Source organism: Aneurinibacillus sp. REN35, from assembly GCF_041379945.2.
GTDB lineage: Bacteria > Bacillota > Bacilli > Aneurinibacillales > Aneurinibacillaceae > Aneurinibacillus.
On sequence record NZ_JBFTXJ020000002.1, the window covers coordinates 347,261 to 372,856 of the forward strand.

28 protein-coding genes, 5 pseudogenes and 1 riboswitch are annotated in these 25,596 nt (G+C 46.4%); of the genes and pseudogenes, 18 read left to right on the forward strand and 15 right to left on the reverse strand.

What is annotated here, in order from left to right; genetic code table 11:
* Positions 1 to 63 precede the first annotated feature (63 nt).
* Together istA and istB are read left to right on the forward strand one after the other, a co-directional pair.
* A complete protein-coding gene (gene istA, locus AB3351_RS04995; RefSeq protein WP_371146024.1) occupies positions 64 to 1,251 on the forward strand; it encodes an IS21 family transposase in 1,188 nt (395 codons plus the stop codon).
* A complete protein-coding gene (gene istB / locus AB3351_RS05000) occupies positions 1,248 to 1,934 on the forward strand; it encodes an IS21-like element helper ATPase IstB (protein ID WP_371146025.1) in 687 nt (228 codons plus the stop codon). The genes istA and istB overlap by 4 nt, the downstream gene beginning before the upstream one ends.
* On the opposite strand, the gene AB3351_RS05005 is transcribed toward istB, so the two are convergent.
* Together AB3351_RS05005 and AB3351_RS05010 are read right to left on the reverse strand one after the other, a co-directional pair.
* Entirely contained in the window at positions 1,822 to 3,006 is a 1,185-nt protein-coding gene (locus AB3351_RS05005; RefSeq protein WP_371146026.1) for an MFS transporter, read from the reverse strand. The two genes, istB and AB3351_RS05005, sit on opposite strands and share 113 nt — an antisense overlap.
* The gene (locus AB3351_RS05010) at positions 3,003 to 3,830 is read right to left on the reverse strand and encodes a MerR family transcriptional regulator (RefSeq protein WP_371146027.1); all 828 of its coding nucleotides are present in this window, start codon (positions 3,828 to 3,830) and stop codon (positions 3,003 to 3,005) included. Before AB3351_RS05010 ends, AB3351_RS05005 begins: the two co-directional genes overlap by 4 nt.
* Before the next feature lie 499 nt (positions 3,831 to 4,329).
* Here AB3351_RS05010 and AB3351_RS05015 point away from each other — a divergent pair, with 499 nt between their 5' ends.
* Positions 4,330 to 4,812 (forward strand): M23 family metallopeptidase, encoded by a 483-nt coding sequence (locus AB3351_RS05015; RefSeq protein ID WP_371146028.1) that lies wholly within the window; start codon positions 4,330 to 4,332, stop codon positions 4,810 to 4,812.
* A gap of 138 nt (positions 4,813 to 4,950) precedes the next feature.
* Here AB3351_RS05015 and AB3351_RS05020 read toward each other — a convergent pair whose 3' ends face one another.
* From AB3351_RS05020 to AB3351_RS05030, 3 genes are all read right to left on the reverse strand, one after another.
* Positions 4,951 to 5,184, reverse strand: a complete 234-nt coding sequence (locus AB3351_RS05020) for a hypothetical protein (protein WP_371146029.1) — start codon at positions 5,182 to 5,184, stop codon at positions 4,951 to 4,953.
* Between the two features lie 198 nt (positions 5,185 to 5,382).
* Positions 5,383 to 5,778, reverse strand: coding sequence for an IS630 family transposase (locus tag AB3351_RS05025; RefSeq protein ID WP_371146268.1), 396 nt, complete (start codon positions 5,776 to 5,778; stop codon positions 5,383 to 5,385).
* Positions 5,778 to 6,296, reverse strand: coding sequence for a helix-turn-helix domain-containing protein (locus tag AB3351_RS05030; protein WP_371146030.1), 519 nt, complete (start codon positions 6,294 to 6,296; stop codon positions 5,778 to 5,780). Before AB3351_RS05030 ends, AB3351_RS05025 begins: the two co-directional genes overlap by 1 nt.
* A 357-nt stretch (positions 6,297 to 6,653) precedes the next feature.
* Between AB3351_RS05030 and AB3351_RS05035 the strand changes: the two genes are divergently transcribed.
* From AB3351_RS05035 to AB3351_RS05065, 7 genes and pseudogenes are all read left to right on the forward strand, one after another.
* A complete protein-coding gene (locus AB3351_RS05035) occupies positions 6,654 to 7,127 on the forward strand; it encodes a MerR family transcriptional regulator (RefSeq protein ID WP_371146031.1) in 474 nt (157 codons plus the stop codon).
* Positions 7,108 to 7,530 (forward strand): hypothetical protein, encoded by a 423-nt coding sequence (locus tag AB3351_RS05040; protein ID WP_371146032.1) that lies wholly within the window; start codon positions 7,108 to 7,110, stop codon positions 7,528 to 7,530. Before AB3351_RS05035 ends, AB3351_RS05040 begins: the two co-directional genes overlap by 20 nt.
* A 167-nt stretch (positions 7,531 to 7,697) precedes the next feature.
* Positions 7,698 to 8,150: a GNAT family N-acetyltransferase gene (locus tag AB3351_RS05045; protein ID WP_371146033.1), complete on the forward strand. Its 453-nt coding sequence runs from the start codon at positions 7,698 to 7,700 to the stop codon at positions 8,148 to 8,150.
* A gap of 113 nt (positions 8,151 to 8,263) precedes the next feature.
* Positions 8,264 to 9,082, forward strand: a complete 819-nt coding sequence (locus AB3351_RS05050; RefSeq protein ID WP_371146034.1) for a DUF6597 domain-containing transcriptional factor — start codon at positions 8,264 to 8,266, stop codon at positions 9,080 to 9,082.
* A 91-nt stretch (positions 9,083 to 9,173) separates the two neighbouring features.
* Positions 9,174 to 9,551: a VOC family protein gene (locus AB3351_RS05055; protein ID WP_371146035.1), complete on the forward strand. Its 378-nt coding sequence runs from the start codon at positions 9,174 to 9,176 to the stop codon at positions 9,549 to 9,551.
* Positions 9,552 to 9,580: 29 nt separating this feature from the next.
* Positions 9,581 to 9,787, forward strand: a pseudogene (locus AB3351_RS05060) (VOC family protein); the annotation flags it as partial.
* Positions 9,788 to 9,881: 94 nt separating this feature from the next.
* The gene (locus AB3351_RS05065; protein ID WP_371146036.1) at positions 9,882 to 10,442 is read left to right on the forward strand and encodes a GNAT family N-acetyltransferase; all 561 of its coding nucleotides are present in this window, start codon (positions 9,882 to 9,884) and stop codon (positions 10,440 to 10,442) included.
* Between the two features lie 144 nt (positions 10,443 to 10,586).
* Here the strand turns inward: AB3351_RS05065 and AB3351_RS05070 are convergent, their stop codons facing one another.
* Complete coding sequence (locus tag AB3351_RS05070) at positions 10,587 to 11,468, reverse strand: cupredoxin domain-containing protein (protein ID WP_371146037.1); 882 nt, start codon at positions 11,466 to 11,468, stop codon at positions 10,587 to 10,589.
* Between the two features lie 170 nt (positions 11,469 to 11,638).
* On the opposite strand from AB3351_RS05070, the gene AB3351_RS05075 reads away from it, so the two are divergent.
* From AB3351_RS05075 to AB3351_RS05085, 3 genes and pseudogenes are all read left to right on the forward strand, one after another.
* Positions 11,639 to 12,388, forward strand: coding sequence for an alpha/beta fold hydrolase (locus AB3351_RS05075; protein ID WP_371146038.1), 750 nt, complete (start codon positions 11,639 to 11,641; stop codon positions 12,386 to 12,388).
* Between the two features lie 82 nt (positions 12,389 to 12,470).
* Positions 12,471 to 12,611 (forward strand): annotated as a pseudogene (locus AB3351_RS05080) (TetR/AcrR family transcriptional regulator); the annotation flags it as partial.
* A 420-nt stretch (positions 12,612 to 13,031) separates the two neighbouring features.
* Positions 13,032 to 13,904 carry an SDR family oxidoreductase gene (locus AB3351_RS05085; RefSeq protein ID WP_371146039.1) on the forward strand — a complete coding sequence of 291 codons (873 nt, stop codon included), beginning with the start codon at positions 13,032 to 13,034 and terminating at the stop codon, positions 13,902 to 13,904.
* An 84-nt stretch (positions 13,905 to 13,988) separates the two neighbouring features.
* Here the strand turns inward: AB3351_RS05085 and AB3351_RS05090 are convergent, their stop codons facing one another.
* On the reverse strand, positions 13,989 to 14,480 hold the full coding sequence (locus AB3351_RS05090) for an Imm64 family immunity protein (protein ID WP_371146040.1): 492 nt from the start codon (positions 14,478 to 14,480) through the stop codon (positions 13,989 to 13,991).
* Between the two features lie 288 nt (positions 14,481 to 14,768).
* Here AB3351_RS05090 and AB3351_RS05095 point away from each other — a divergent pair.
* The 3 pseudogenes from AB3351_RS05095 to AB3351_RS05105 all read left to right on the forward strand — a co-directional run.
* Positions 14,769 to 15,035, forward strand: a pseudogene (locus tag AB3351_RS05095) (hypothetical protein); the annotation flags it as partial.
* Positions 14,936 to 15,154: pseudogene (locus tag AB3351_RS05100) on the forward strand (hypothetical protein); the annotation flags it as partial. The pseudogenes AB3351_RS05095 and AB3351_RS05100, both read left to right, overlap by 100 nt.
* Positions 15,155 to 15,200: 46 nt before the next feature.
* Positions 15,201 to 15,404 (forward strand): annotated as a pseudogene (locus AB3351_RS05105) (S8 family serine peptidase); the annotation flags it as partial.
* A gap of 132 nt (positions 15,405 to 15,536) precedes the next feature.
* On the opposite strand, the gene AB3351_RS05110 reads toward AB3351_RS05105, so the two are convergent.
* Genes AB3351_RS05110 through tenA form a run of 4 tightly spaced genes read right to left on the reverse strand, consistent with a single transcriptional unit; the run spans position 15,537 to position 19,149 of the window.
* Positions 15,537 to 16,313, reverse strand: coding sequence for an energy-coupling factor transporter transmembrane component T family protein (locus AB3351_RS05110; protein ID WP_371146041.1), 777 nt, complete (start codon positions 16,311 to 16,313; stop codon positions 15,537 to 15,539).
* Positions 16,279 to 17,883 carry an ABC transporter ATP-binding protein gene (locus AB3351_RS05115; RefSeq protein ID WP_371146269.1) on the reverse strand — a complete coding sequence of 535 codons (1,605 nt, stop codon included), beginning with the start codon at positions 17,881 to 17,883 and terminating at the stop codon, positions 16,279 to 16,281. Before AB3351_RS05115 ends, AB3351_RS05110 begins: the two co-directional genes overlap by 35 nt.
* Entirely contained in the window at positions 17,861 to 18,460 is a 600-nt protein-coding gene (locus tag AB3351_RS05120; protein WP_371146042.1) for an ECF transporter S component, read from the reverse strand. Before AB3351_RS05120 ends, AB3351_RS05115 begins: the two co-directional genes overlap by 23 nt.
* Complete coding sequence (gene tenA, locus AB3351_RS05125) at positions 18,457 to 19,149, reverse strand: thiaminase II (protein ID WP_371146270.1); 693 nt, start codon at positions 19,147 to 19,149, stop codon at positions 18,457 to 18,459. The genes AB3351_RS05120 and tenA overlap by 4 nt, the downstream gene beginning before the upstream one ends.
* A 135-nt stretch (positions 19,150 to 19,284) precedes the next feature.
* Positions 19,285 to 19,387, reverse strand: a riboswitch (TPP riboswitch).
* A gap of 173 nt (positions 19,388 to 19,560) precedes the next feature.
* Between tenA and AB3351_RS05130 the strand changes: the two genes are divergently transcribed.
* Positions 19,561 to 20,151 carry a hypothetical protein gene (locus tag AB3351_RS05130; RefSeq protein WP_371146043.1) on the forward strand — a complete coding sequence of 197 codons (591 nt, stop codon included), beginning with the start codon at positions 19,561 to 19,563 and terminating at the stop codon, positions 20,149 to 20,151.
* An 85-nt stretch (positions 20,152 to 20,236) separates the two neighbouring features.
* On the opposite strand, the gene AB3351_RS05135 is transcribed toward AB3351_RS05130, so the two are convergent.
* From AB3351_RS05135 to AB3351_RS05145, 3 genes are all read right to left on the reverse strand, one after another.
* Complete coding sequence (locus AB3351_RS05135) at positions 20,237 to 21,616, reverse strand: M28 family peptidase (protein ID WP_371146044.1); 1,380 nt, start codon at positions 21,614 to 21,616, stop codon at positions 20,237 to 20,239.
* A gap of 414 nt (positions 21,617 to 22,030) precedes the next feature.
* Positions 22,031 to 22,228 carry a hypothetical protein gene (locus AB3351_RS05140; protein WP_371146045.1) on the reverse strand — a complete coding sequence of 66 codons (198 nt, stop codon included), beginning with the start codon at positions 22,226 to 22,228 and terminating at the stop codon, positions 22,031 to 22,033.
* Between the two features lie 93 nt (positions 22,229 to 22,321).
* Positions 22,322 to 23,314, reverse strand: a complete 993-nt coding sequence (locus tag AB3351_RS05145; protein ID WP_371146046.1) for an MBL fold metallo-hydrolase — start codon at positions 23,312 to 23,314, stop codon at positions 22,322 to 22,324.
* Between the two features lie 242 nt (positions 23,315 to 23,556).
* On the opposite strand from AB3351_RS05145, the gene AB3351_RS05150 reads away from it, so the two are divergent.
* Entirely contained in the window at positions 23,557 to 24,384 is an 828-nt protein-coding gene (locus AB3351_RS05150; protein WP_371146047.1) for an MBL fold metallo-hydrolase, read from the forward strand.
* Positions 24,385 to 24,466: 82 nt separating this feature from the next.
* Here the strand turns inward: AB3351_RS05150 and AB3351_RS05155 are convergent, their stop codons facing one another.
* Positions 24,467 to 25,495, reverse strand: a complete 1,029-nt coding sequence (locus AB3351_RS05155) for an anthranilate phosphoribosyltransferase (protein ID WP_371146048.1) — start codon at positions 25,493 to 25,495, stop codon at positions 24,467 to 24,469.
* Positions 25,496 to 25,596: the final 101 nt, after the last annotated feature.

Here is a 25,596-nt window from a genome sequence, read left to right on the forward strand (position 1 = left end):
TAGCCGAAATAAAATTCCCCAATTACAATACGAACCATAGACAGAAAAAGGAGCTATGGTTCGATGATTACAAGAGGGGAATTTTTCATGCTAAAAGACATTACAGACATTGCTCGTCAAATGGGGATCGATAGAAAGACCGCCCGCAAGTATATAGCACTCGATGTATATCCTCGAAAACAGAGAAGGAAGAAACAGCCTAGCAAACTAGATCCTTTTAAACAATACCTAGAGAAGCGAATACAGGAAGATGGCGTATACAATTGTGAGAAGTTGTACGATGAAATTCAGGAAAGAGGCTATACAGGAGGAAAGACCATTCTCAAAGACTTTGTACAGCCCTTCCGGGCAGAGCGAAAAAAGAGATATACCGTTCGATATGAAACATTTCCAGGTGAACACATGCAAGTAGACTGGCAGGAAGTTGAAACCATTCTGGTAGAGGGGAAAAAGAGAAAACTGTATATGTTTGCGGCAACGCTGGGGTACTCACGAATGAAATATATTGAGTTCACCCTGTCACAGGATCAGGAGCATGTGATGCAGTGTCTGATTCACAGCTTTTATTATTTCGGTGGGGTTCCTCAGAAAGTATTATTCGATAATATGAAAACCGTGACAGATGGTCGAGAAGAAGGCGTGGTGAAATGGAACCGCAGGTTCGCTGACTTTGCCTCATATTATGGATTTATTCCAAAGGCTTGTCGTCCCTATCGAGCTCAGACAAAAGGAAAAATAGAGCGGGCGATTCAATATGTGGAACGAAGCTTTTATATTGGAACGCATTATGACTCCTTACAGGACTTAAACCAACAAGCGTGGCGCTGGCTGGACCGTGTGGGCAATCGTAAACCGAACCAGACAACCGGAATCTCGCCTCAAGAGCGCTGGGCCGAGGAAAAGCTGATCTCTACAGCTGGAAAACTGCCGTATGATACAAGCTATCAACATTTTCGACAGGTTCACTTCGACGGTGTGTATTCATACAAAGGCGAAAGACGTCTTCTTCCTTATCGATTTGCGGGAGAGCGAGTGGTGATCAAGGAGCGATTGGATGGATTGATTTCTCTTTATCATAACGGCGAATTGATTGAATCATATTATCGTCCACCGAAGGGGAAATCGTTGGCTGACCAAATAAAAAAGAAACAGCAAGGGACGGCTCCTACCCCGCCCGCTGTTTCTGAAATAAAAGTGGCAGTTCGCCCTTTGTCCGACTATGATTCATTCATTGGGGGTGGCACCCCGTGAATCAAATCGACGAGTACTGCCGTATCCTAGGCTTACCCACCATCGCGCAACAATGGGGCAAGCTGGCGGAACAAGCTTCTATAGACAATGTACCATACTCTTCTTTTTTGCGCAGCCTCTTAGAGGCAGAAGTCATCGAAAAGCAGGAGCGTAGTGCCCAGACATTGATGAAGCTAGCTAAGTTGTCCTTTCGTAAGACAATAGACGAGTTTGATTTCACAGCACAGCCCACAATTGATGAAAGACGGATTCGAGAGTGTCTGACCTTATCCTTTCTAAAAAACTGTGAGAATCTTGTATTTCTCGGACCGCCGGGTATCGGAAAGACACACCTGGCGGTGTCCATTGGTCTTCAAGCGATTGGTGCTGGATACAAAACGTATTTTATCAGTGCTCACGATATCGTGACACAGCTGCGTAAAGCAGACCAGGAAAACAACCTGGAGCGTAAGCTCCGGACCTTTATCAAGCCTAGCCTCCTCATTATCGATGAAATGGGATATATGAAGCTGGAAACAACGGGAGCTCACTATCTTTTTCAAGTCATTTCGAGACGGTATGAAAAGGGAGCTATTTTCCCTCGTGTTCGTATGTCGCCGCTGGTCCTGAAATACGCTGCGAAGCGAACAATCGGGCAGCAAACAAGAGCGCCAGCAAGAGCATGGCAAAGCCAGCCAAACTAAGATTGCCAATGGAGAATCGGTTGATGACAAGTCCCCCTATCGCTGATCCGGCAGCGAAACCGAATTGGATAAAAGACGTGTTGACGCTTAGCGCAATATCCGGGGATCGGCGAACGGTGGAAACCATGTATAATTGTTGTGCCGGAGAAGTCATCCACGTACCCACCATCCATATCATAATCAACGGAACGATCGTATAGATCAAGCCGCTGGTCCAAGGAAGCAGCAACAGCATGACGGCTTGGAGCGAAAGACCGACAAAGATCGTGAACGGCGCACCCTTCGTATCTGCCAGCCACCCACCGAATTTGGAGCCAACAAAGCTGCACAAACCCGCAAGAAGCAAAATGCCCGACAGCGCAGCGGCAGTTAGTTCAGCATTGGTTTGTAAAAAGGGGGCGATATAAGTAAACAGCGTTGAGTATCCACCGATATAAAGCAATGTAATCGCAAGCGCAAGCACAATTCTTTTTTCTTTCAAAATCGCCAGTTGCATGCTGATTGTTACCGCTTTTTGCTCCGTTATGGACGGTACTTTGGCGAGCACGGTTAGCATAGGGATGAAGGTGAGCAATCCAATCAAAACAAATAACGCTCTCCAGCCCATTGCTTCGCTTAAAAATGTACCTGCAGGTACGCCAAGGACGAGCGCGCCGCTCAACCCCATCAAAATCGTGCCAATCGCCTGCCCACGATGTTGCGCTTCAACTAAACGCGTTGCCACGGCCATCGAAATGACCGTAGCAACGCCGCCACTGAGGCCCTGAATTACGCGCGCCGCCAGCAGCATCTCGAAGGAGGGGCTGAAATAGACCGAAAAGCTGCTTACAGTAAAAATACTGAGCATCGTCAGCAGCATTTTTTTACGATCTACGCGGATCGTCATCGCGATGACAAAGGGGGCGCCAAGCGCGGCAGACAAGGCGAATGCCGTCACGAGCATACCTGCCGTGGAGGTCGTAATCCCGAGATCGGCTGCGACGAGATGGAGAATTCCGCTAATCATGTATTCCACAGTTCCAATAAGAAATACGGCGAAAGCAAGTAAAGACACGATCCATTTCGATTTCATAAATGTTCTGCTCCTCCTTCAATCGGGATTTGAATTTCGATGAGGCGAGTGCCTGGTTCACCTGAAAGCGGCACATAAATTTCCCTTCCCGGCTGGTCGCTCCGAATACAGTAATTATTACGCTCGATCCAGGCAGCAAGGTCTACGCATGCGGTCTCGGAAAACGATGAATCTGAACGGAGTAACAGCGTGGCCATCGTTGCCGCAGGCAGAATACGGAGATTGAGATGCTCAGGCAGCCGCAGATCGTCCGTTTTTACAGCATAACCAGCCTCCAGCTCAAAGGCATGCTCCGCACTGCCAGTAGCATTCCATAACAGGGTTTGCGGGCCGGACAAAGAAGCGCGGGAGAGGCTATCGAGCTGTTGTTCGAAGATGTGGAAGAGTTGTGTAATATCTTCAACCGTCCCGGTAGAAGCAAACGTCATCAGGCGCATGGCATCCACGTGCTTGATCACAATCTCCTGTTCTTTATCCATCTTGCCTTCGCGCTCCACAATCTGCATACGCTCTTGCACGCGGGCTAATTTGCTTCGTTCGCGATCAAGCTGTTGTTCGATCTCGTTTTCTTTCATCAGGAGCATGCCGCGAATTTGTTCCGCCGATATCTCTTCTTGAAGCAGATGAGCGATTTGTTGCAACGTAAACCCTAATTCTTTAAAAATGATGATCCGATTTATCTCCAACAATTGTTCTGCGGAGTAGTACCGATATCCGGTCGCCGTATCGGTCTTGGCCGGTTTTAAAATTCCGATCTGATCATAGTAACGCAGCGTTTGCAGTGGAATTCGGCTTAACCTCGAAAACTCGCTAATTTTAAACATATTATTTTCCCTCCTCTTGCCCTTCGGTACGATTATATACTCTCTAGTGGACTGTAAAGTCAACTACTCTGTCGCGATTGGGGCCCGCCAACAAAACGTGGAAACATACACTAAGGAAAATCGGCCTTTTGGGGTTATAAATCATTTACTTTTATAATAAAATGTGTAATGTTTTCTTTAAATTAAAGAGAAAAAATTTCCTGTACCAGAATCTACTTTCTAAAGTGAGATGATTAAACTTTGGGGTACTTTATTACTTTTATACTTAACTTTATAGTGGCTTACTTTGTCTATGATGAACCCAGCTATGTTAAACCTTTACTGCATTCTGTTTTAGTGCTGATTGTGGTTGTTATATTCGATTTGATTAAGCAAAACAAAATAAGAAACAAAAAAGAAAATTCCTCATGGATGTACAATAATGTTCATCATGGTAAACTCACCAACCAGCAAACCCCAGAATGCGACTAACACCAGCCGTTTTCCGGGTTTTTCATGTTTGAGAAATCGCTCGAGAAAGGCTCCTTCTTGCCGGAAATACGATCCTCCCGATTGCTTCGCTTTTCATGATTGGTTCTTTGCTGAATATTCGTTAGGATCCTTATTTGCAAAGGAAGGGGAGACCTCTTCATATGTAGAGACAGCGGATGACGTGGGGAAGAACATTTTTTTGTTTGGCCGGCGCTTTCATCCAATTGATCACGTGTACAAGCAGCACAAAGGCACCGACATGGGCGGACGCCGCTTTTCCGGCACAGCGATTGTCGCCGCGCGCGATGGTGTGGTCCTTCGCTCAGGGAACGGGGGCGGGGTGACGACCTTTTATGGCCATATGAAGCCAGGGGTTGCCCAGCGGGGCAAAAAGGTGCGTGCTGGCCAGCCGATCGGCCGCATGGGGAGCACAGGAAAATCAACCGGGGATTACCTGCATTTTGAGGTGCGCATCCATGGTAAGTCGATGGATCCACTGAAATATTATTGAGTGGAAATAAGTGTCGGATGATTTCAAGATGCATTAAAAGATCATCTTGGAGTAAATGATAAGCGCCCTGGATAAGGGCGTTTTATCTTTTAAAATAAAAAGACACTCCTTTTTTGAGCGTCTTCGTCTACTACTAATTTATTTGCTTCTTTCATAATATTCTTTAGTTGCTATTAACATTTCTTCATATGCATCAACAAACCACTCTTCTGGAACAACTGCTGCCGCAATACCACGAGGAACGCTCTTGATATACCCTTGCATAATAGTTAATTGCACAATATCATCAGAATAGTTTTCTGAGATTTTAGCAATCCTATTCTTATTAAATTTCTTATCAAGGAATCGAAATGCCTTGTTAGCTTCGGTCATTGTTTCATAGTCAAATGATTTACGATCGCCTTTGAAATTAATCTCTAGGCTATATATATTCCGATTGACAGTTTAACATCCAATACGGTGTAGTACTCGCTCTGGACAAGATTGTGTGAAGTTTAAAAATCGTTGAACTGCCTCTTCAATCTCCGATTGATTTTTATGAAACACGTTTGAAATGACGTTATCTTTCAGCTAGCGCCAACGTTTTTCAATTGGATTTAGATTGGGTGAATATGGTGGCAAGAATAATAAATAGAGTTTCTGCTTATTCTCCTTTAGGAAAGGGCGAAGAAGCTTTGCGCGATGAATACGGGCATTATCAATGATCATGATGATCTTTTTGTCGGCATACTTTGTCCTGACTTGCTTTAAAAATTCCAGAAAAGAGGCGGCATTACAAGAATCCGCTGTCATACAAAATGTGTCGCCAGTTTGAGTGTCTACGGTTCCGAATAAAGTAACCTGAGCATGATGGCCATAGGTTAGAATTTGCTTTTGTTCTCCTTTCGGAGACCATGTAGCTCGAAGGGCTTGATACGAGCGAACATGAGTCTCGTCTTGTGCAAGCAATACGGTGTTTTCATCCATCAAGTTTTTTTTATAACCTCTAATTGATGAACAAATGCCTGTTGCTTTTCTTTGTTTGCTTTCGCTAGTATGTAGGTCGTACGTTTCCAACGAAATCCTAAGCGATGAAGCATATCCGTAATACCGGAACGTGACATCGTAACAGAAAAACGTTCTTCGATCCACTTCTGAAGTAGTCGGGTATCCCAAGATCCCACCGGTTCAATGCATTCTTGTTCCGGTGTACTTTCCAGTATCACTCTTTTGAGTTCAATTTGTTCTTCTACTGAGAGATATGGTTGTTTTCCCGGAGGGAAATCTCGCTTAAGAAGTTCCGTGAGCCCGCTTCGATTAAACATTTTGGCATACGTAGAGACAGATTGGCGACAAATACCCAATATCTCTGCAGCTTTTACCGTAGAAAATCCTTCGAGGATCAGCCGAACTGCCGTCACACGTTTCCGAAAAAAAGCGTCAGAAAGACCTCGTTCTTCTTTTCGCAACGCTTCACTTGTAAATCCATGGATGTTTGTAATCAATCATTTTTTCATGACGTAATCGGCTCCTTATCATGATAATGATAAAAGCCAGTATTGCCCAATCATCGTCTGTTAAAACCTTAATCAGTAGCTATATATTCTTTTGTTTAGCTTAATGACTGAAGAATGGTAGGAAATAGATGGGATAATAGTCCTGTGAGAAAAGGACAAACTCCTTTGAAATCCTAAGATTCATAAAAGCACGATTCTTCCTCTAACATGAGGTAAAGGACCGTTTTTTACTTTTTCGGGATATCCGAAAATATTAGCTTGATAGTGATGTGGCGGGACCCCATATCGAGAAAAAGTCAAGAATCGGCTTGACATTGGAGTCAACTCAAATGTTATTCTGAATTCATGGAAAAACTTTATTCGATACAAGAGGTTTCGCAGATGCTTGGGATGTCTAAGGATACACTTCGGTATTATGACCGGATTGGGATCGTCTCGCCGCCTCGGGAAGACAATCGGTACCGCAGGTATTCAAGGGATGACCTCATAGACTTGATGAATATTCAGATCATGCAGTATGCGGACTTTTCTCTGGACGAAATGAGGGGGAACCTTGGTTTCCGCAAGATGAAAAATATCGACTCCGCTTACTGTGAAGAGGCGGCTGCGTTCCTCGATGCTAAGAACGCAGAAACGCGCAAGAAGATTAACCACTTAGAAAAGGTCAGTCAGCTGCTCAACATGGCAGCCGAAACGTTAAGGGACTTTAATAACGAAAGCGACCAACGACTGGCAGAATTCGTCCGCGAGCTTTACAAGGATATCCGAGGGGATGAACCGGGGATTTCTAAGGAGGGTTGTGATCAACATCAAGGTTAGAAATTTTTATTATCTGATCGCAGGCGTTCTTGCGGTGCTATTTGCCGTCACGCATGCATGGAACGGGCAATCCGCTGTGCTGCCGATGCTTGACAGTGGAGCGATATCCATGGATACGCGGGTAGTATTCACGTATGTTTGGCACATAATCACGGCGGAAAATCTAGTCTTCGGTATCGCATTCATTTTCATGTCATTCCAAAGTGAGCAATCGAAGATCCGTTTTGCCGCATGGATGATCACAGCGATTCTGATCGTTCGACTGATGGTCATTGTTGGTATAACCGCATTGCTTGATGTTTCGGCTCTTACGGATACGTTTATAGATATGATTGCCATCGTACTCTATGTTGCCTTGATCATATTGGGTACAACGATGAAGAAAAAACAATCCAGAGGTTAGCAGCGATAGCGGTAAAAATGTCGAAATAGTTTTATAACTATAAGCCTCTTCTTGTCTTTTTTGTTCGCATTCACAATCGTGTTGTTACCGAATAGCGGGGCAGTGATACTAACTAAGGCAGGAGTATTATTAATAAAAGGAAAGTTACATGGTGAGGTGTAAAGAAAGTGAAGCTCATTTCTGTAAAAGATAATCCTGAATGTATGGATAGAACAATTAGATATTTTCAAAGTAAATGGGCAAACGAACAAAGTATGATGGTATATGAGGACTGTATAACCCATTGTACGAACCCCTCTATACCTTTACCACAATGGTATTTGTTGATGGAGAATGATAAAATAATTGGCTGTGCTGGTCTTATTACAAATGATTTTATTAGCCGTATGGACTTGTATCCTTGGGTGTGCGCCTTATATATTGAAGAGGAATACAGAGGAAATGCTTATGGTGCCATTTTATTGGAAAAAGCGAAAAAAGGCGCAAAAGAAGGTGGTTTTACCTATTTATACCTGTGTACAGATCATATTGGTTATTATGAAAAGTATGGATTTGAATATATCGGTATAGGCTATCATCCATGGGGAGATGATTCACGTATCTATCGAACAACTGTATAATGTTCCATTAAAAGTCGCTATAAAGTAATACGGAAACATTTGGTAGTAGTAAAGTTATTACTAACTATAAAAGGTTTTTACTAATCAATTTATGACAGGGGTTGAGAAGGGAAATGATGAGTGGTTACCGTCCTGTGCAATCACCTGCATTGCAGCGGCATCTGCAGCGTCCCGGTTACAGCTACCGTGAATATATCCCCAGTCATGACTTAGCGCCGTATGTCGCCTGTTATTGGACCGTGGACTTTCATGCTGATACTGGAAATCAACTGCACCGCATCATCCCTGATGGCTGTATCGATATTATCGTAGACCGCCTGTCGCCTTCCAACTGGAAAGCTGCTTTTGTCGAAGGCGTAATGACCCGATTTGAAGTGTTGAATCTTTCTGAAGCTCAGTCCTTGTTTGGCATCCGCTTCTTTTCGGAAGCGGCGCAGTCCTTCTTACACGATCCCCTCTCTGCATTTATGGGACAGCATGTTTTTCTCGAAGAAATCTGGGGAATGGAGGGCGTACACTTCGTTGAGGAGATCTTAGCTGCGAATACAGTCTCAGAAATGATCGAAATCGTCGAGCGTAAACTGAAGTATGTATTATCCCGTAACAGTACGCCTTCTTCTCCCTTGTTATACGCAAGCATGCAGGCGATGTATGCTTGTAAGGGAAATATTTCGACATCAGAGCTGGCAAAAAAGCTTAGCTTCAGCGAGCGGCATATAAGAAGAACGTTTGTCCAAGAATTAGGAGTCAGTCCGAAGGAAATGCTAGGAATCATTCGATTTCAAAGCATGCTGCAGGAACTATACACCGGATTGTATACGGGTTTTACCGACATGGCCATAAAAAACGGCTACTACGATCAATCGCATTTTATTAAGAGTTTTAAGCGTTACTATGGGATACTGCCCAAGCAAGTAATGAAAACGGACTGAAAGATGTCCGTTTTTTACTATTTTTCCAGACTGGGATCAGTTACAGTATTCATCGAAGCCAGTCAAACGTTAACGATAGGAGAGGGGAATTATGGGAATTAAATTGGATATGGTCGGTATTGTTGTCAAAGACATGAAGGAGGCGCTGGATTTTTATCGTGTGCTGGGATTGGACATTCCCGAGCACGTTAACAATGACGGACACGTTGAGGTAGAACAGAGCGGTTTTCGGCTCGCCTTTGACATGCGGGAAACGGTTAAAGACGTGTATGGCAGTTGGGAGGAGCCTGTGGGTCATCGTATCGAGCTGGCGTTTCTGTGCGACAGCCGCGAAGCGGTGGACGAGCTGTACAATAAAATAACAGCTCAAGGATATAACGGATATCGAGCACCGTGGGATGCCTTCTGGGGACAGCGCTATGCGATTATTCAAGACCCTGATGGCAATGTAATCAGTTTGTTTGCCTAGAAAAACATGAACATTCAGCAAACACTCAATCACAAGGAATAGTAGGTCAAGAATTTGAGCATGGTGCTGTTGCATTTTTCGATTTACAAGCAGGTTTAGAACTCGCCATTTGGAATCGTAAGGATATAGCACATGACACAAGCATAAACCAGACATCAATAAGTCCAACAGAATTTACGATTGGTCATAATGTCGAGAGTAAAGGAGAGGTTGATATGGTAATGGAACAGGCACAGAATAAGGTTGCTGGCTAATCAATACGGGATTCAGTGCGCTATCCAGGGCGACTGAGAAATGTTGAAATGAATAGGAGTGAAGAGGAGTTTTGGGATGCTCAAAGTGGAGATACGACGGCCAAGAAATGACGATATAAAAGAGTTGAATTCTCTTTTTAGAATTGTGATTACTGATACTTTTATTAAAGAAGGTTTAGGCGAGAAGTTGAATGATATGAATGATGAAGTCGAAGGTAAGGAAAAGTACTTAGAAAGTGATATTGAAAGCAATGGAGAAAACCGATATTTCTTGATTGCTTTAGATGGTAATAAAATGATTGGTTCAATTGAATATGGCCCAGCAAGTGATCTCATATGTAATTGTACAAACAACACTTTCAAAGATCTAATTGAGGTGGGGACAGTATTTGTTCATCCGGACTATCAGAGAATGGGAGTAGGGAATTTGTTATTGAATACGATGTATTTTACTTTAAAGAGTAAAGGTATAGAGGAGTTTTGTTTAGATAGTGGTTATATAAGTGCACAAAAAATCTGGAAGAAGAAATTTGGAGAACCTAATTATTTGTTAAAGGATTATTGGGACAAAGGATTCGATCATATGATTTGGAGGATCAGGATCAGCGATATTACATTAATTGAGAATAAAAGTTGAGTGTTTATTCAAAACAGTGTCCTACTTCAATAATGTGGTACGACCTGATCTGCGAAGGACAACCTTCCCAGCGGTTGTCCTTTTTTCTATTTTGGCGGCTACATGGTCACAAAAAGTTTAGGAAGCTAGCGTCTGGCTTCGCTTTTACTCATTGTGGTCTTCAACGACAAATGTGCCGTACATACCAGCTTCCTTATGCCCGGGTAATGTACATATCCACTGGTAAATTCCAGAGGTTTCAGGAATAAATGTTGTGCTTGTTTGCTCGCCAGGCTTCGTATGGAGATGAATGGGGTTATTTTTCTTGTCGTGCTGGTGAGAGGCCTTATGTATATTTGTTAAAGGTGTGGTTTTTATAGCTGCAATTTCTAAATCGTGCTCTTGTCGTCCTTCATTTTTTAATATCAATGTGATAGGCTTATTTTTTTTCGCTGTTATATTGTTGGGGGTATAAGCGAATTCACTTGCATGGATCTGGATCGATTGGACGGAAGAGTCTTTCATTTCAGCATAAACAGGAAGGGTCATCCATCCCACAAGCAGTATAAGAGCGGGATAGAAAGGATGGCGTATCAAAGAAAAAAGTAAAGGGAGGGGACGAGTTGTTACTTGTTGCGCTACAACATACATAACAAGCGATAGAGTAATCAGAAAAAGGATAAAGAAAAAATGAAGCAGGTACAGTTGTTGAGAGGTTGAAATCATAAGGGCTACCATAGCACCCATCATTCCGCTCATCAGCCCTGTAAAAAAGCCTTCGAGTAGGCTGAGCAGTCCTAAGAAGACTCCAGGAATAGCCCCAAGTATCCCACCGACAAGAGCCCCGAGAAGGGTGGAAGTGAAAAAATCTCCTCCTACGGCTATTGTTAAAAAGTATCCGAATAGAACCCCGCATCCCATAGACAAGCACATGGTCATCATCATTGCAGTCATTCTAGGCACCGCTGCTCTTTGTCTGTAAAGCTGCTGAACGACAACAAAGTAACAGGCCATGCCGGCTAGTATATAGAGGGAAAATTCTTTCATACGCCTCACCCGCTTTTTCTTTTTATTACTGTATGAGTACAACCCTTCAACAATGAATGGAATGAAAACTTTGTAAAGTGAACGTTTTATTATTGACTAAACGAACGGTCAATAATAAGGTTGAGGCATACTTGGGAAATTCATACAAGAAGAGAGGGAGGAAACTGCAAATGGATTTATATTATGAGATTCATGGTCAGGGCAGGCCTGTTGTTCTTCTTCATAGTGGCGGTGCAGATAGCAGGGATTGGAAGTTTGTGATTCCCTTCTTAGCTAAACAGTTTAAAGTTATTGTCTTTGATGGACGGGGTGCAGGAAAGTCTCCATCTCCTGTAACTCCAGCCAACTATGTTGAAGATTTGCTGCATCTTCTTGACGATCTTATCATTGAAAAGGCAATCCTTATTGGGCATTCCATAGGTGGTCAGGTCGCAACAGACTTTTCCCTGAAATATCCTGAAAGGGTATCTGAACTTGTACTGATTGCTCCTTCCCTATCGGGTTTTTGCTATTCTCCGGAGTTTAACGATTGGATGCGGAGGATTGAGGAAGCTGCTCCTGATATGGATAAGATGATTGCGCTTGCTCTAGATGCTCCGTCTTATCGGATTGTCATGTCCGGCCCACATAAAGATTTGATGGTTGACATGCTGCGACATCATTTTATAAAGGTGGCAGAATGGGGTACGTATGAATCAATTTGGCCGGAGCCTCCATCTGCTGAAAGGCTGGAAGAAATAACGACAAAGACCCTTTTTATCCTAGGTGACGAAGAGCTTCCTGATAACAGGCGTGTTGCGGAATGCTTCCGTAAGGTCCCGCATATTCGTTTTACTCGGATCGCAGGCGCCGATCATATGGTTACACTAACGCATCCTGAAGATTTGTGCCGCCATATTACTAGTTTTTTGGAGGAATAAAGCATACGATGCCACGTACACCAGAAGAAAATGAACGCATACGAAAGGTTACGAAAGAGAAAATTCACAATGCGGCCATAGAGTTGTTCATTTCTATCTTCATTTGCAGACACAGCCGGAGGCCGATCAGGAATTGAGGAAATACAGCAAAATGCTTTTCGAAGAGTCTTCTAAGCAATTTGAAGTGCAATGCAGTATCTTTGAACAGCTTGGTGTGAGTGAAGAAGCAGATGATTGAAGAATTCTGTACACCCGACACATAAAAAATGTAATCCGCTGTGTATATATCGCTTCTGCTGGTGTTTACTTTACATTCTGAATTTTCTGTGCTATACTCTCCTCATCTAACTTGAATGGAGGGTTACGTGTGATAGATTCTTCCCGATAGAGAAAACGATGCGAATGATGCAGTTTTCTATTTCACTCTGCCTGTACGTAGAGTAATCGGGATTGTTATGCCTATCCACGTATATCTTGTTCATTTGTGTAAAGAAGAGAAGCGCCTCCAGTGAAAATTTGGGAGTAGTCTCTTTTGGTTTGCACCTATGACTGATTTGGCATGTTTTTTCTGATTACGTTTAGCACAGGTAGCGATGCGCCTGTGTTTTTTTGTGTTATCAAAGGAAAGCAAAGGAGAATAGATATGACACGTACAATTGGAAAAGAACGTATATGGTTCATTACTGGAGCAAGCAAGGGACTTGGCTATGCATACACCTGTGCCGCCCTAGAAGCAGGGGATAAGGTTGTAGCTATTGCGAGAACGATTGGCGAATTAGAAAAGCTGAAAGAGAAATATCCAGATAGGTTATTGCCATTGAAGCTTGACGTAACAGATCGGAACGCCGTGTTTTCCACTGTTAAAGCTGCCATTGACCACTTCGGACGGCTTGATATCGTTGTGAATAACGCTGGTATCATGGCTTTAGGTATGATTGAGGAATTGAGCGAAGTTCAGGCGAGAAGCCTCATGGAGACGAACTTCTTTGGCGCTCTTTGGGTCTGCCAGGCAGTAATGCCGTACCTGCGGTCTCAAGGCTCTGGCCATATCATACAGATTACGAGTATTGGAGCGTTGGTTTCGGGTCCTATGATGGGCCTGTACAGTGCAAGTAAATTTGCTTTGGAAGGAATGAGCGAAGCATTAGCCAAAGAAGCTGCTCATTTCGGCGTGAACCTCACCATGGTAGAGCCTGGAGGATACTGGACGGATCTGTACACAACAATGGAATACAGCAGTCCTATGGATGCGTATGAATCTCTGCGGGAAGAATTGGCTCAACAGTATGCGGAAGGCTCGGTCGACAGCGATCCCGGCTTGGCGGCAGAGGCCCTCATGAAGCTGGTGAACAGTGATGATCCTCCGCTGCGGCTTATCCTTGGCAGCGTGGTCTATGATGTGGCTATGAATGCATATAAGGAGCGGATGGATACTTGGGAGCGGTGGGAAGCGGTGAGCCGCGCTGCGGAAAAGGGAATTCCTGCACCAAAAGGATATGGTGTCCCGAAAGAGTAAGGCTGTCATCGAAAGAATAGCAAAGGTCTCCTATACGGTCATAGCATAGCCGTATGGGAGACCTTTATTCTTTACTTCTTATGGTTATCTGGCGGACATGCCGTCCACCCTCCACGTATTTTTCCTGATTATGATATGGTTGTCCGTCTGGCGGGCAAACGTCAGTGCATAGGGACTGTCTTCTAGAGCTGCAAAAGCAGCAGGGGAATGTTCAATCTCGGCTTCCTGATCAGCAAACGCATACGCAAACGTCAGGCGCTGGGCTGCATTCTGTACCAATGTTTCAATCCACTGCTCAATTTGTGCGGCATTCTGCAGCCCGGCCTGTGCAAACACCCCTTCCTCGCAATCCCAGATGATCCCTTTATAGTCCGCCTCTTTCTCAAAACGGAGCACAGCCGGTATGCTTATCTCATCTAGCTGAAAAGAAGCGAAATGAATCTCTGAATAAAAAACCTCATCAACCGCTGAAAGAAGACGACCTTGTTCTTTGATATAGAGAAGAAGCTTTTTTGCCTGTTTATCCATTGCCACATGTGTATCATATACAAATCCGGTTGTAATATATGCGCTCATGTCATCACCTCCTACTCTTCTTTATCCACTCTTTTCCCGTTTTTTCTGGAGTTTTGCCGTGCTGACGGATACTTTCACAACCTGTTTGACTGCCTGTTTAGCTCCCATCCGAACCAAAAGTCGAAGCACGACACCAACCCATTGTCCCTCTCGATCCAGTGTTTGAACAGAAGTTACAGGTGAAGATCCATAAGAAACAGACGCTGTTGAATAGGAAGCAGGCACAAAACTAAGCAGTGTGAACGATAACAGCAAGGATACGCATAAAGAAAGGTTGTTTTAGATACCGGAGTAGATGCATCACACCCTGCTCTTTCTAGGTGGATTGTTTCAGGGTCTGACATGATCCATAACACTTCATCTATCCGCGACGATCACGGACACGGTACTTATATTGCTTCGCTTATTACTGGCATCGATAATGACACACCCTTTTATGGGTATCCTCTGGCGTTAACGTCATGCCGATCAAGGTATTGGATAAACAGCTTAAAGGCTCCTCAGAAAATATGGGAAAAGGAATCCGATGGGCGGTGGACCATGGAGCAGATGTGATTTCTATCAGTGCAGGAGGAGAGGTGGGGTATCCGGCAGTTTATCCGTGTGTGATTGCCGTCACTTCCGTTGACCAGGAGGAAAACAACTCTTTTTTACCAATGAAGAAAAGGAAATAACGATTTCTGCTCCTGGGGAAAACATGATGGGTGCGCGAGTGGGGGCGGCTATATGTCAGCGTCGGGGACATCTGCTGCGGCTGCGTTTGTATCCGGCGTCACAGCGCTGTATGTTGCTAGCCATCCTGATCTAAGTCCGGCAGACATCAGGTCGGCGCTTATCCGAACAGCCAAGGATAAGGGAGAGAAAGGATTTGATCCTGCGTACGGTTACGGCATCTTACAAGAGCCGGATGTTTTCATAAAATAAAAAAGCCACCTCTGTGGGGAGGTGGCCCGACTGCCGGAGATGTCTCGGCCGCTTTTTTCGGAACAAAGTCAAGTGCTCAAAGCCTGCCGGTTCGCGAGGTCATCAGGCAATTTATCAATGGCCGGTGCAGGCTTACATAGACACTGCCCAGGCCCATTGAAGCCAGCCAAAGGAAATGGAAAGCCATACGATGGCAAGCACAGCGCAAAGCAATAAAGCACAATAGGCCCAGTCCATCCCTGATATGCTTGGAACATAATAATACGTCCGCGGCTTCGCACCGTCAAATCCGCGGGCTTCCATCGCTACAGCGACGCGCTCCGCTTTACGGATGCCCTGTGTGAACAGCGGCAGCGTATAGCGGGCAAAGGATTTCAGTCTTCCCTGCGTATGGAAGCCGCGAATGCGATGGGCGGCTTTCATCTGTGCCAGTTCGCTTTGGAACAGCGGGATAAAGCGCAGACCCGCCAGCAGACCGTAGCCCCATTTGGGGGCAAGACGATATTGATGGATTAAGCTCATTACCAATTGTGTCGTATCGGTTGTAGAGGTGAATAAAAGTCCGTACGTAACAAAGCCGAGCATGCGAAATGCGATGGTTAGCCCGTGATACATGCCTTCTGTTGTAACGCGGAACCAGGCAAATTGCCAGACGACATGCACTCCTTTGCCGAATGCGGCCAGCATCCAGAATACGAGTAGGAAGAAGCCGAAGTAAGGAACGATCCGCCGCAGCAAATAGCGCACATTCCAGCCGCCGAACAGCATGCCTATCGCAAGCGCAAGCAGCCACAGCAGCGCGGATGTAATAGGGTCTGCTACCGCCATAAGAAACAGCATGACTATAAGGTGGGCGGTAAGCTTTACTGCTGGATTAATATGCGCCAAGCGTGATGTGCTGCTGTTCATGCTGTCGCCTCCGTTTCCATTCATAAGCGGTTGGCCGGATTAGGCCGGGCAGCGGTGTGCTGCTTGAAAACAGATCATACGGCGCTCCGTCAAAACGGATGGCTCCGTCCGAGATCCAGAGAACTCGGTCGGCGTATTGGTTGACGAGCTCCATATCATGCGTCACCATGACGATGGAGGTACCCTGTTCTTTGCGCTGGGCCAGCCGGGCGAGCAGTTGAGCAGACGTGGCTGCATCCTGTCCGAAGGTTGGTTCGTCAAGCAGCAATACCTTTTGATCAAAAAGCAGCATGGTCGCTACGCTGAGCCGGCGCTTCTGTCCCTGGCTTAAGGTAAAGGGATGGGCGTCACGGTGCGCATCCAGGGCAAATTCATAGAGCAGCCGCATCGTCCGCTCATGAAGAACGGAAGCGTCAATCCCGCGCTGACGTCCGCCAAAAGCAATTTCGTCATACACCCGGTCGGTCACAAACTGAAGCTCCGGGTTTTGAAATACGAAGCCGATCTGCTCGTACAGCTTTTTGGCCGACCATGCATGGAGGGGGCGTCCCATGTAATGAAGCGTGTCCCGTTTTCCTTTTCTCAGGCCAGCTAGCGCTTGCAGCAGGGTGCTTTTGCCTGCCCCATTTTCCCCGATTAGTACTGTCCATTCTCCTTCCCTGATGGAGAAGGAGACAGCATCAAGCACCGGATGGTTGCCGTATCCAAGAGTAAGGTCGGTAGCTGTATAGATTTCTTTATAGTCATTCTTATCACGGTACGAGTCGGCACGTGCCTTGGTACAATGAAGTGAAGCATCCCACGCTTTGGCCAGCGGATGGGACTCGTCCGCTGCGACCTCATCCATTGTGTAGGGAAAGAGGCGGGGACGCCAGATACCTGCTTGCTCCATCTCTTTTTCATAGCGCAGGAGAACTTCCTGCGGTGTACCTTCCCCGATGAGCTGTCCGTTTGCGTTCAGCACAATCACCCGATCCATCCAGTCAATCAATCCGTCAAGCACATGCTCGACAAATACCATGGTTTTTCCTGTTTCTGCAATGGTTTTAAGCTGTGCAAATACATCGCTTCGTCCCTGCGGATCAAGCTGGGCGGTCGGTTCATCGAAAAACAGCACATCGGCTTCCAGCGCCAGCAGGCAAGCAAGGGCCAGCCGCTGCTTCATGCCGCCGGAGAGCGTCTCAATGGGTGTGTGCTTCGGTACAAAAAGACCGGCTTGTTCCATCGCCTGCCCGATGCGTTCGTCCATCTCTGCGCGGGGGATGCAGCGATTTTCTAAGCTAAACGCAATCTCATCTCCAACGGTTAGCATACAGAATTGCGCATCTGGGTCTTGAAACATAACACCGACAGAGGAGGAACGTGTTACAGTTCCCTCCATCTCCGCTTCAATCGCATGAGGAATGATGCCGGATAGCACAGATAGCAGCGTAGACTTTCCACAGCCGGAAGGTCCGAGCAGTAGAACCTTTTCTCCGGGCTGTATGGAAAGGGACAGATCACGCAGCGTATAGACATCAGCATCATAAAAACGGACGGAAAGATTCTTACATGCCAGATGCGGAGTCATAGCCCTCACCCCGCTGTCCTCTGCGCTGCCGCATGATTTCGTATTGACCAAGGATACCGGTTTTCGCCAGTGACTCGGCCAGAACTTTGCCCAGCAGGCCACCTAGGATCATGCCGCTTACGATGCGTAGGGTAAACGTTGCGGTCAGCACACCTGGTGTATAATAGCCGAATCCGTTGGCGATCAGGCTGTATGCCATGCTGCCCACAGCGGCTAAAGCACCTGATAGCATCAGGGTAAATACGTTATATTTTTTATAGCGGAACAAGAAGAAGGCAAGTTCTGCTCCAAGGCCCTGGGCAAAGCCGATCAAAAGGGAAGAGAGGCCGAAGTGACTGCCGGTAAATACCTCCACAGCCGCTGCCGCCAGCTCGGCAATCAGCGCAGCGCCCGGCTTGCGGACAATGAAGGCGACGAGTGGGCTTGCGACCACCCATACACCGAACATAAATTCCGCACCGACCGGTCCTACGAGCGCCGAGATCGGTAGCCACAGTGTAGACCAGCCAAGATAAAGCACTCCGCAGGCGATCGAAAGTACGACCGCCAGCACAACCTCGCGCATTTTCCAGCTCATCGTTTGCTTACCTGTCCGATTTCTACTGGCCATTCCTGTTTCGTATACGCCATATCCCAGAACAAGTATTCCAACTGGCAGCTTGTTAAGAAATGCCGGGTCATTCTTTGTTTTTCCGCTTCATCGGCGTGTTCAGCCCAGCGGTTGAGCCGTTCGCAGAATGCATCTGTGAGCGCGTTCATGGATGCCTCGCCATAAAAAGTAATCCAATCATAGAACGGATGCGCTGGAGATGGATTCACTTCCTTCATCAGCTTTTGGCCGATTTCTAGATACGTCCACGGGCATGGCAGCAGCACGGCGATGATTTCACCAAGCGTGCCTTCATGGGCGACCGTCAGCATATGGCGGGTATAGTGGCTTGCGTTCGGTGCCAACGGATAACCCTGCAGATCTTCATAGCGCACTCCGGCTACGCGGCACAGATTATTGTGCGGGTGGGCTTCTCCGTGCAGCGTAAAGGAAACCTGCTCCGCAAACATTGCCATATCTTCGCGCGCGTCGCATTTAGAGATGGCGATGCCGTAGATGCGGGCGAATGTATTAAGATATTCAAAATCCTGTTTTACATAATGAATAATAGCCTCTTTGTCCAGATCACCGTTGGCAATGCCTTGCACGAATGGGTGAGCAAAAATGGCTTCAAAAATTGGATCGGCCTCCCGGCGAAGCTGTTCAGTAAATGTCATCATACAAATTCCTCCTACGTAGTTGGTTTTTCAAAAGAAGACATTCCACAGGGGCGGCCGTCTCAAAATAAAAAGCCGCTCTATCATAGAGCGGCATACGAGACGAAAAGCATGTGCCAACCATAAAGGCATGGCGTATCATCGCTGCCACTTTCCTACGCTGGTATAATCCAGATCAGGTTCAAAGGGATCAAAGCAGTGCTTTATCTCAGCCATTACGGCACCCCTAGTGGACTTCCTTATGAAATTATCCGTAGAATAGCAGGTTATCTGGAAACTGTCAAATATTTGTCGGTGATTTTAACTTTTTCGCAACTTTTTTCTGTGGGGTTGCATCTATAATGATAGTAGTAATGCTAAAAAATTACGTAAGCATACAGAATGAGCGGTATAAAGAATGGAGACGAAAATATGAATAAGCAACAGGCAGTGCGTATGGGAAACAGAACCGGTATGCGCTGGCTTCTGCTGTGCGCTGGTGTAGTGTTCTTGCTTATCTATGCATCCGGACACGTGCAGAGCTATACGGAAGCAACGACGTATGAGAGGGCGATCCATAGTATCAAAGAAAAGAATTGGCCCGAAGCGCAGCGCTTGCTGCAAGAGGTAACAGATGTTGAGGATGCGAAGACGCTTCTTATATATGTACAGGCAAGGCGGGAGATGACGAATGGCGGGATGGGCGGTTATGCGGCGGCGCTGAGCAGTCTGCATAAAATTCCGGATGACTACCAGGGGGATCTGTATGAAGAAGTCACGGCGCTAAAACGTGATGTGCAAGCGGCTTGGCAGCTAGAGTTGAAGAAGGCGCAGACAGCACAGGACAAGCGCCCCGCACCGAAAGTGGGTATGACAAGAGAGCAGGTTCGTACATCGAGCTGGGGCGCGCCCAAATATATTAACCGGACCGAAACGGAAAACGGCGTGGTAGAACAATGGGTATATCCGGCCTATCGTTTTGTGTATGTAGAAAACGGAAAAGTAACGATTGTTCGGCCTTAGAATAGAAAAAGAAGCGCTCCCTATTTACCAACAAGGAGCGCTTCTTTTTGTTAAAACAACGCTAAGACCACATATAAAAAGGGAATTAGCCTTGTAACTCCACTTCTTTTTTCGGATAGTCTACCTTCTCGATTCGTAAATCACCCGGGCGGGCTGCTTGATAGACAGCGGAGCCGACAATATCCGCTACATTTTTGAGCTTTTCTTTGCTGATCTTATCTAGCGTATCATCTGGACTGTGATACCACGGTTCTACCGGTGCATGGATGAACAGGGCGGATGGAATACCAAGCGCATGGAAGGATTCGTGGTCGCTGCGTCCTTCCTGACCATACGGGAGCACTCCGCTCAGGCGGGAGCTTGCCGCTGCTCCGAGATCGGTCACACGGTTTTTCTCCCCGTCAATTGTATACATGATCAAATCCCCTGCGTCCCGGCTGCCGACCATATCCAATTGGAACATGCCGATTGTGCGCTTGATTTCATCCGGAGTTAGTGTAGCCGCATATTTCTCTGAGCCGATCAGGCCGTTTTCCTCTGCCCCAAAGGTAACGAAGCGAATCTCCGTATCGGTTTTCAATTTGGACATAATGCGTGCTAACTCAAGCGTGACGGCCACGCCGGATGCATCGTCATTAGCGCCTGGTGCTCCCTCTACGGAGTCATGGTGTGAACCGATGATGATCATATCTTTTGTATTTTTCTTGTTGGCATTTGGCTTCTTGGTCGCGATTACGTTATGTGATGTCAGCTTTCTCACTTCCGAACCTGCTACCTTGACTGTAGCCGTTACCGCTTCTCCTGCTTTGAGCTTGGCAGCCAATGCTTCGCCGTCCGCTTTGGTAATCCCCACAGCGGCGACGAAGGAGGCATCGGCGCCGCCTAATGTACCATCAAGTTTGCCATCTACGTTGTTGTAGATAATAATCGCTTTGGCGCCTTGTTTGGCGGCATTTTTTACCTTCTCGCCAAAGGTAAGGCTTCCGCGTTGTACAAGGGCGATTTTGCCTGTCAGGTTTTTGCCTGCCACATCGGCTTCTGTACCAAGCCCTACATCAACCAATTCAGCCGTTACATTTCCGTTAGGTGAATATGTAAACACATGGGCTTCTTTCGCCTCGTTTCCTATATGCAGGGAGACTTCGGAAGGTGCTTTATAGCCTTCGAATTGAAATGGCTGCACGTCAACTTTATAGCCGAAAGATTTGAACTGCTTCTCAATATAGCGTACACTCTGCAATTCTTCAGGAGATCCGGCTACGCGAGGTGTCTTGGCTAGCGTTTCGATCGTGCGGTACATCGCATTTGCATCTGTTTTCTTTACAATCTGCTGATCAAAAGCTTTTTGGGCTTGCCCCTGCCCATGCTTGGCCTGTTCAACATGAGCGGGAGGTGCTGCGTATACAGCGGTGCTTCCCGCTAATAGACTTGCTGCGAGAAGAGTAGAGAGAAATGTTTTGCGCATTATGTACTTCCTCCTTATATTTTTATCATTGTAAATTTTTTAACTATTTTAAATTATGTACGATCTATTATTATATGCCAAGGGTATACAGTCCGACATTGGTTTAGGAAAGAAAAAGGAAATAATTGTTTGTTATCTATTAATTTATAAGAAAAAAATCTCAGGAAATTTTTTCTGTCCGGGTCGATAGATAAAATTTTTTCAATCCATGTTTTGCTTGACGGCATCATGGCGCTGCAGGAGGAAGTGTGTATTGGTGTTGGTATTGTTGATGTGCATGATCCCATTCAGCTTTATGGATTATTATAAGTGGAAGCTGCCGCGCCGCTCCTTGCATTGCGCGATGTAGAAATAGTCAAAAATAAATCCCGAAGTTCGCAGGATGTATGCGAACTTCGGGATTACTTGTGTTGTCTATCGTCTTTGATTCTCTGTATCTTTCATGCGGTTCTGCTCATCAGCTGTTCGCTGGCTGTCTTCGATTTCTTGATTCATCTGATTTTCTGGCTGGCCTTCCTGCTGGTTTTTTACATAGGCAGCGAATTGCTGTTTCTGCTTATCTGTCTCTCGTTTGTTTCGCAGTAGTTCTTCTTTGCGTTCTTCGCTGTTCATGGTACATTCCCTCCTACAATCAGGATGTAGTTACCAAATACCCGATGCCTGGGGCGATGAAACGATTGAAACAAGACGAGGAGTCCTATCGTGTTACGGCTGCTGTGAAAAAGGTGTGGCGTTAGGCCATGCATTGGGTCGAGCGGGTGATGTGAGCCAGTTGGATGCAGGTGGAGTATAGGCCGCCCCAGCAAGAATGCGTCTCCCCTCCTGGATTGCCGCACCGGAGCGAATCATCTCAGCGAGAAGAGGGGCGACGAAATCGCGGGGTTCCGCTTGAAAAATGTGACGGCTGAAGTCATGGAACCAGGCACAGCTCAGTAAGTAGTCGGATACCTCGTCTTCATGCATCCCATCAAAAATCATAAGGGCATACGCAAAAACCCGTTTGCAGGCATGCCAGCCGATCCGCTCTGGTGTAGTGAGCCAGGATTCCAATCTGCGTCTTGCTGCGTCGAGGGATCGCATCGGGTCTTCAATGGCTGAGCCGTGACCGGAATAAGCTCGCTCAATCGGCAGAGAAGCAAGGCGCTCTAGACTAAGAAGGCTTCGCTGTATCGCCCCGGCTCCTTCCCGAAAGCGGTTGATCCACCCTACATCGGAGCGGTGGAAGAGGTCGCCGCACAGTAAGGTTTTCTCTTCAGGAGCATACAATGCGATATGACCGAGTGTATGTCCGGGCGTATGCAGCACGTGAACAAGCACACTACCCGTATCAAGTATGTCTTCATCTGAGAGCATGTGCTGCACTGTGTATGGTTCAATCGGCTGATCAAGCCATTCGGCACCGCATGCGTCATAATCCCGGTTGTTAATCATTTCTGCGTCCCAGCGATGCGCGGCAATCGGAATGCCGTACTTTTCCTGCAGCACATGGTTCCCGCCGACGTGGTCGCTGTGGTAATGGGTATTGACGATCAGGGAGAGCGCGATAGGACGTACTCCGGATTCACTCAGTAATGCTTCTGTCTCTGTAATATCACTGCCGAATCCTGTATCAACGAGAATGGGGTGTGCTCCGTGCAGCAGTACCATATTGGCGCTCGGAAACGTACGTTCAAAAAATTGGATAGCAGAAGCAGGCATGACGTTGATCATCTCCTCTATGTATAGGGTGAGATAGCGAAAGAAAAACTTGAACGAACGCTCGCTCGCTCGATTTTTTTGTATATTCAAACTATATCACGAAGACAGGGGAGAATCTACTATTTGTAGTGGGAAGAAGAGAGTAGTAGCATATTACAAAAAAGGAAATATGCAAAAGAGATAGAAGAGTAAACAAAAGGATGCAGCCTTTTTTAGAAGAATTGAATATGAGGAGGAAAGCTATGCAGCACTTTATTTGTGTGACATGCGGAACTCAATTTGCCCGAAGCGCGGCACCACCTACCCTTTGTCCAATCTGCAATGACGAGCGGCAGTATGTAGCGGCTACCGGACAGAAATGGACGTCGCTTGACTCGCTGCGCAGCGAGTCATATCGGAATGTATTTAAAGACGAAGAGCCCGGACTGCTCTCAATGTATACGGAACCTACCTTTGCAATCGGTCAGCGTGCGTTTTTCATTCGGACACCGGCTGGAAATATGCTGTGGGATTGTCTGTCGTATATCGACGAAGAGACGATTCGTATGATCCGTGAGATGGGAGGGATTGATACGATTGCTATTTCCCATCCGCATTATTATTCCAGTATGGTTGAATGGGCGGATACATTTGATGCGCTTATTTATATCCATGAAGCAGATCGACAGTGGGTGATGCGTGAAAGTGACCGCATCCACTATTGGTCAGGCGATACGCTGCTTCCCGTACAGGCAGAAGGAGTTAGCCTGTTGCGAACCGGTGGGCATTTTGCGGGCAGTACGGTGCTGCATTGGGAGCATGGTGCAAAGGGGCAGGGTGCATTGCTTACAGGCGACACCATTCAGGTCGTGGCTGATGAGTGCTGGGTTAGCTTTATGTATAGTTATCCTAATCTTATTCCGCTGCCAGCATCAGAGGTAGAACACATTTGGCAGGTGGTGGAGCCATATGAATTTGCTATGGTGTATGGTGCGTTTGGCCGTGTGGTACGTGAGAATGGTAGAGAAGCGGTACGCCGCTCGGCAGAACGGTATAGTAAAGCCATAAATGGTGAATATCAGATACGGTAAGTTAAGAAGACAAAAGATTTTGTTAACGCTAAACAAGCCGGGAGGTAAGATACAGCTACCGGCTTGTTTAGCGTACAATCATTTAAGGGCGAGAGGAGGCAAGGAGGAGGTTTTCTTTCCATGCATGGTAGCGGGCTAGTGCTTCGCCGTTCGCTAGAGCTTCTCGGGATAACCTGAGTCCGTCTTCAAGCGATACCGTTTTTTCGGCAATCCATAGTCGAATCGCGCTGTTGAGGAGAACGAGATTCGTATATGCGAGATCTGCGCTGCCTTTGAGTACTTGTAATGCTGTGCTTGCCTGTAGTTTAGGCGTCCAATCTACAGCGGGAGCATCCGTCTGCAAGCCCAGAGCTTCCGGATCGATGATGAAGAGTTCATGTGTTCCCTCGTTTACTATGAGGGTACGCGTACGCTGGTGCGTCGGAATATCCTCGGAGCCTTCCATCCCCTGAACAACAATACCTCGCCGTACACCAAGCTGTATCATCATGCTTGCCATTTTCTCAAACACCGTACCATGGAAGACACCGACGGCCATATACGGTGCATCGCTATAACGTACCAGCTTTTCTGCGGTATTGAGCATCGTTCGGAAGCTGAGTTCCTCACGCAGTGGACGAAGACTGGCCAGTGGTTCATTCCATATTTCCGCTTGTACATACAGCACACCGGACTTATGGGCAGCCTGTAGGAAGGCGTCCTTGTCTTCTGTCTGTATGCCAAGCGATTGCACAATATCATGGATGGTTATGCCCCATTTAGGTGGAAGGGATCTGCCACTGTGCAGTGTTACCGGCACGCCGCATGCAGCCGTAACAAAAGCGGCCGGAAAACTTGTAAAAAATGATTTTTTTCGTCCGTCATACGGGCCGGCACAATCAATGCCTCCAGGAATTCGGTGCTGTGCCACCCCCATCCTCAATGCTTCCACGAATGCCAATAGCTCATCAGCAGTCTCCATTTTAATGCGCTCCGCTACAAAAAAAGCGGCTGTTTGCGCTGATGTTGCTTCTTGAGAGAGAATCATTCGGGCGCCGCGCAACGCCTCTTCATAGGGAAGGTCCTTGGCCCCCTTTTTTCCTCGTGCCACTTCTTTTAATATATCTCTCATCTCTGCTCTCCTTCGTATCATATTTTCAAGTACTATATCACCGTAATTACTAGTTTGTCTACTTGTTTTGTCGGATAAAATAAAATGAACCGACATCACAT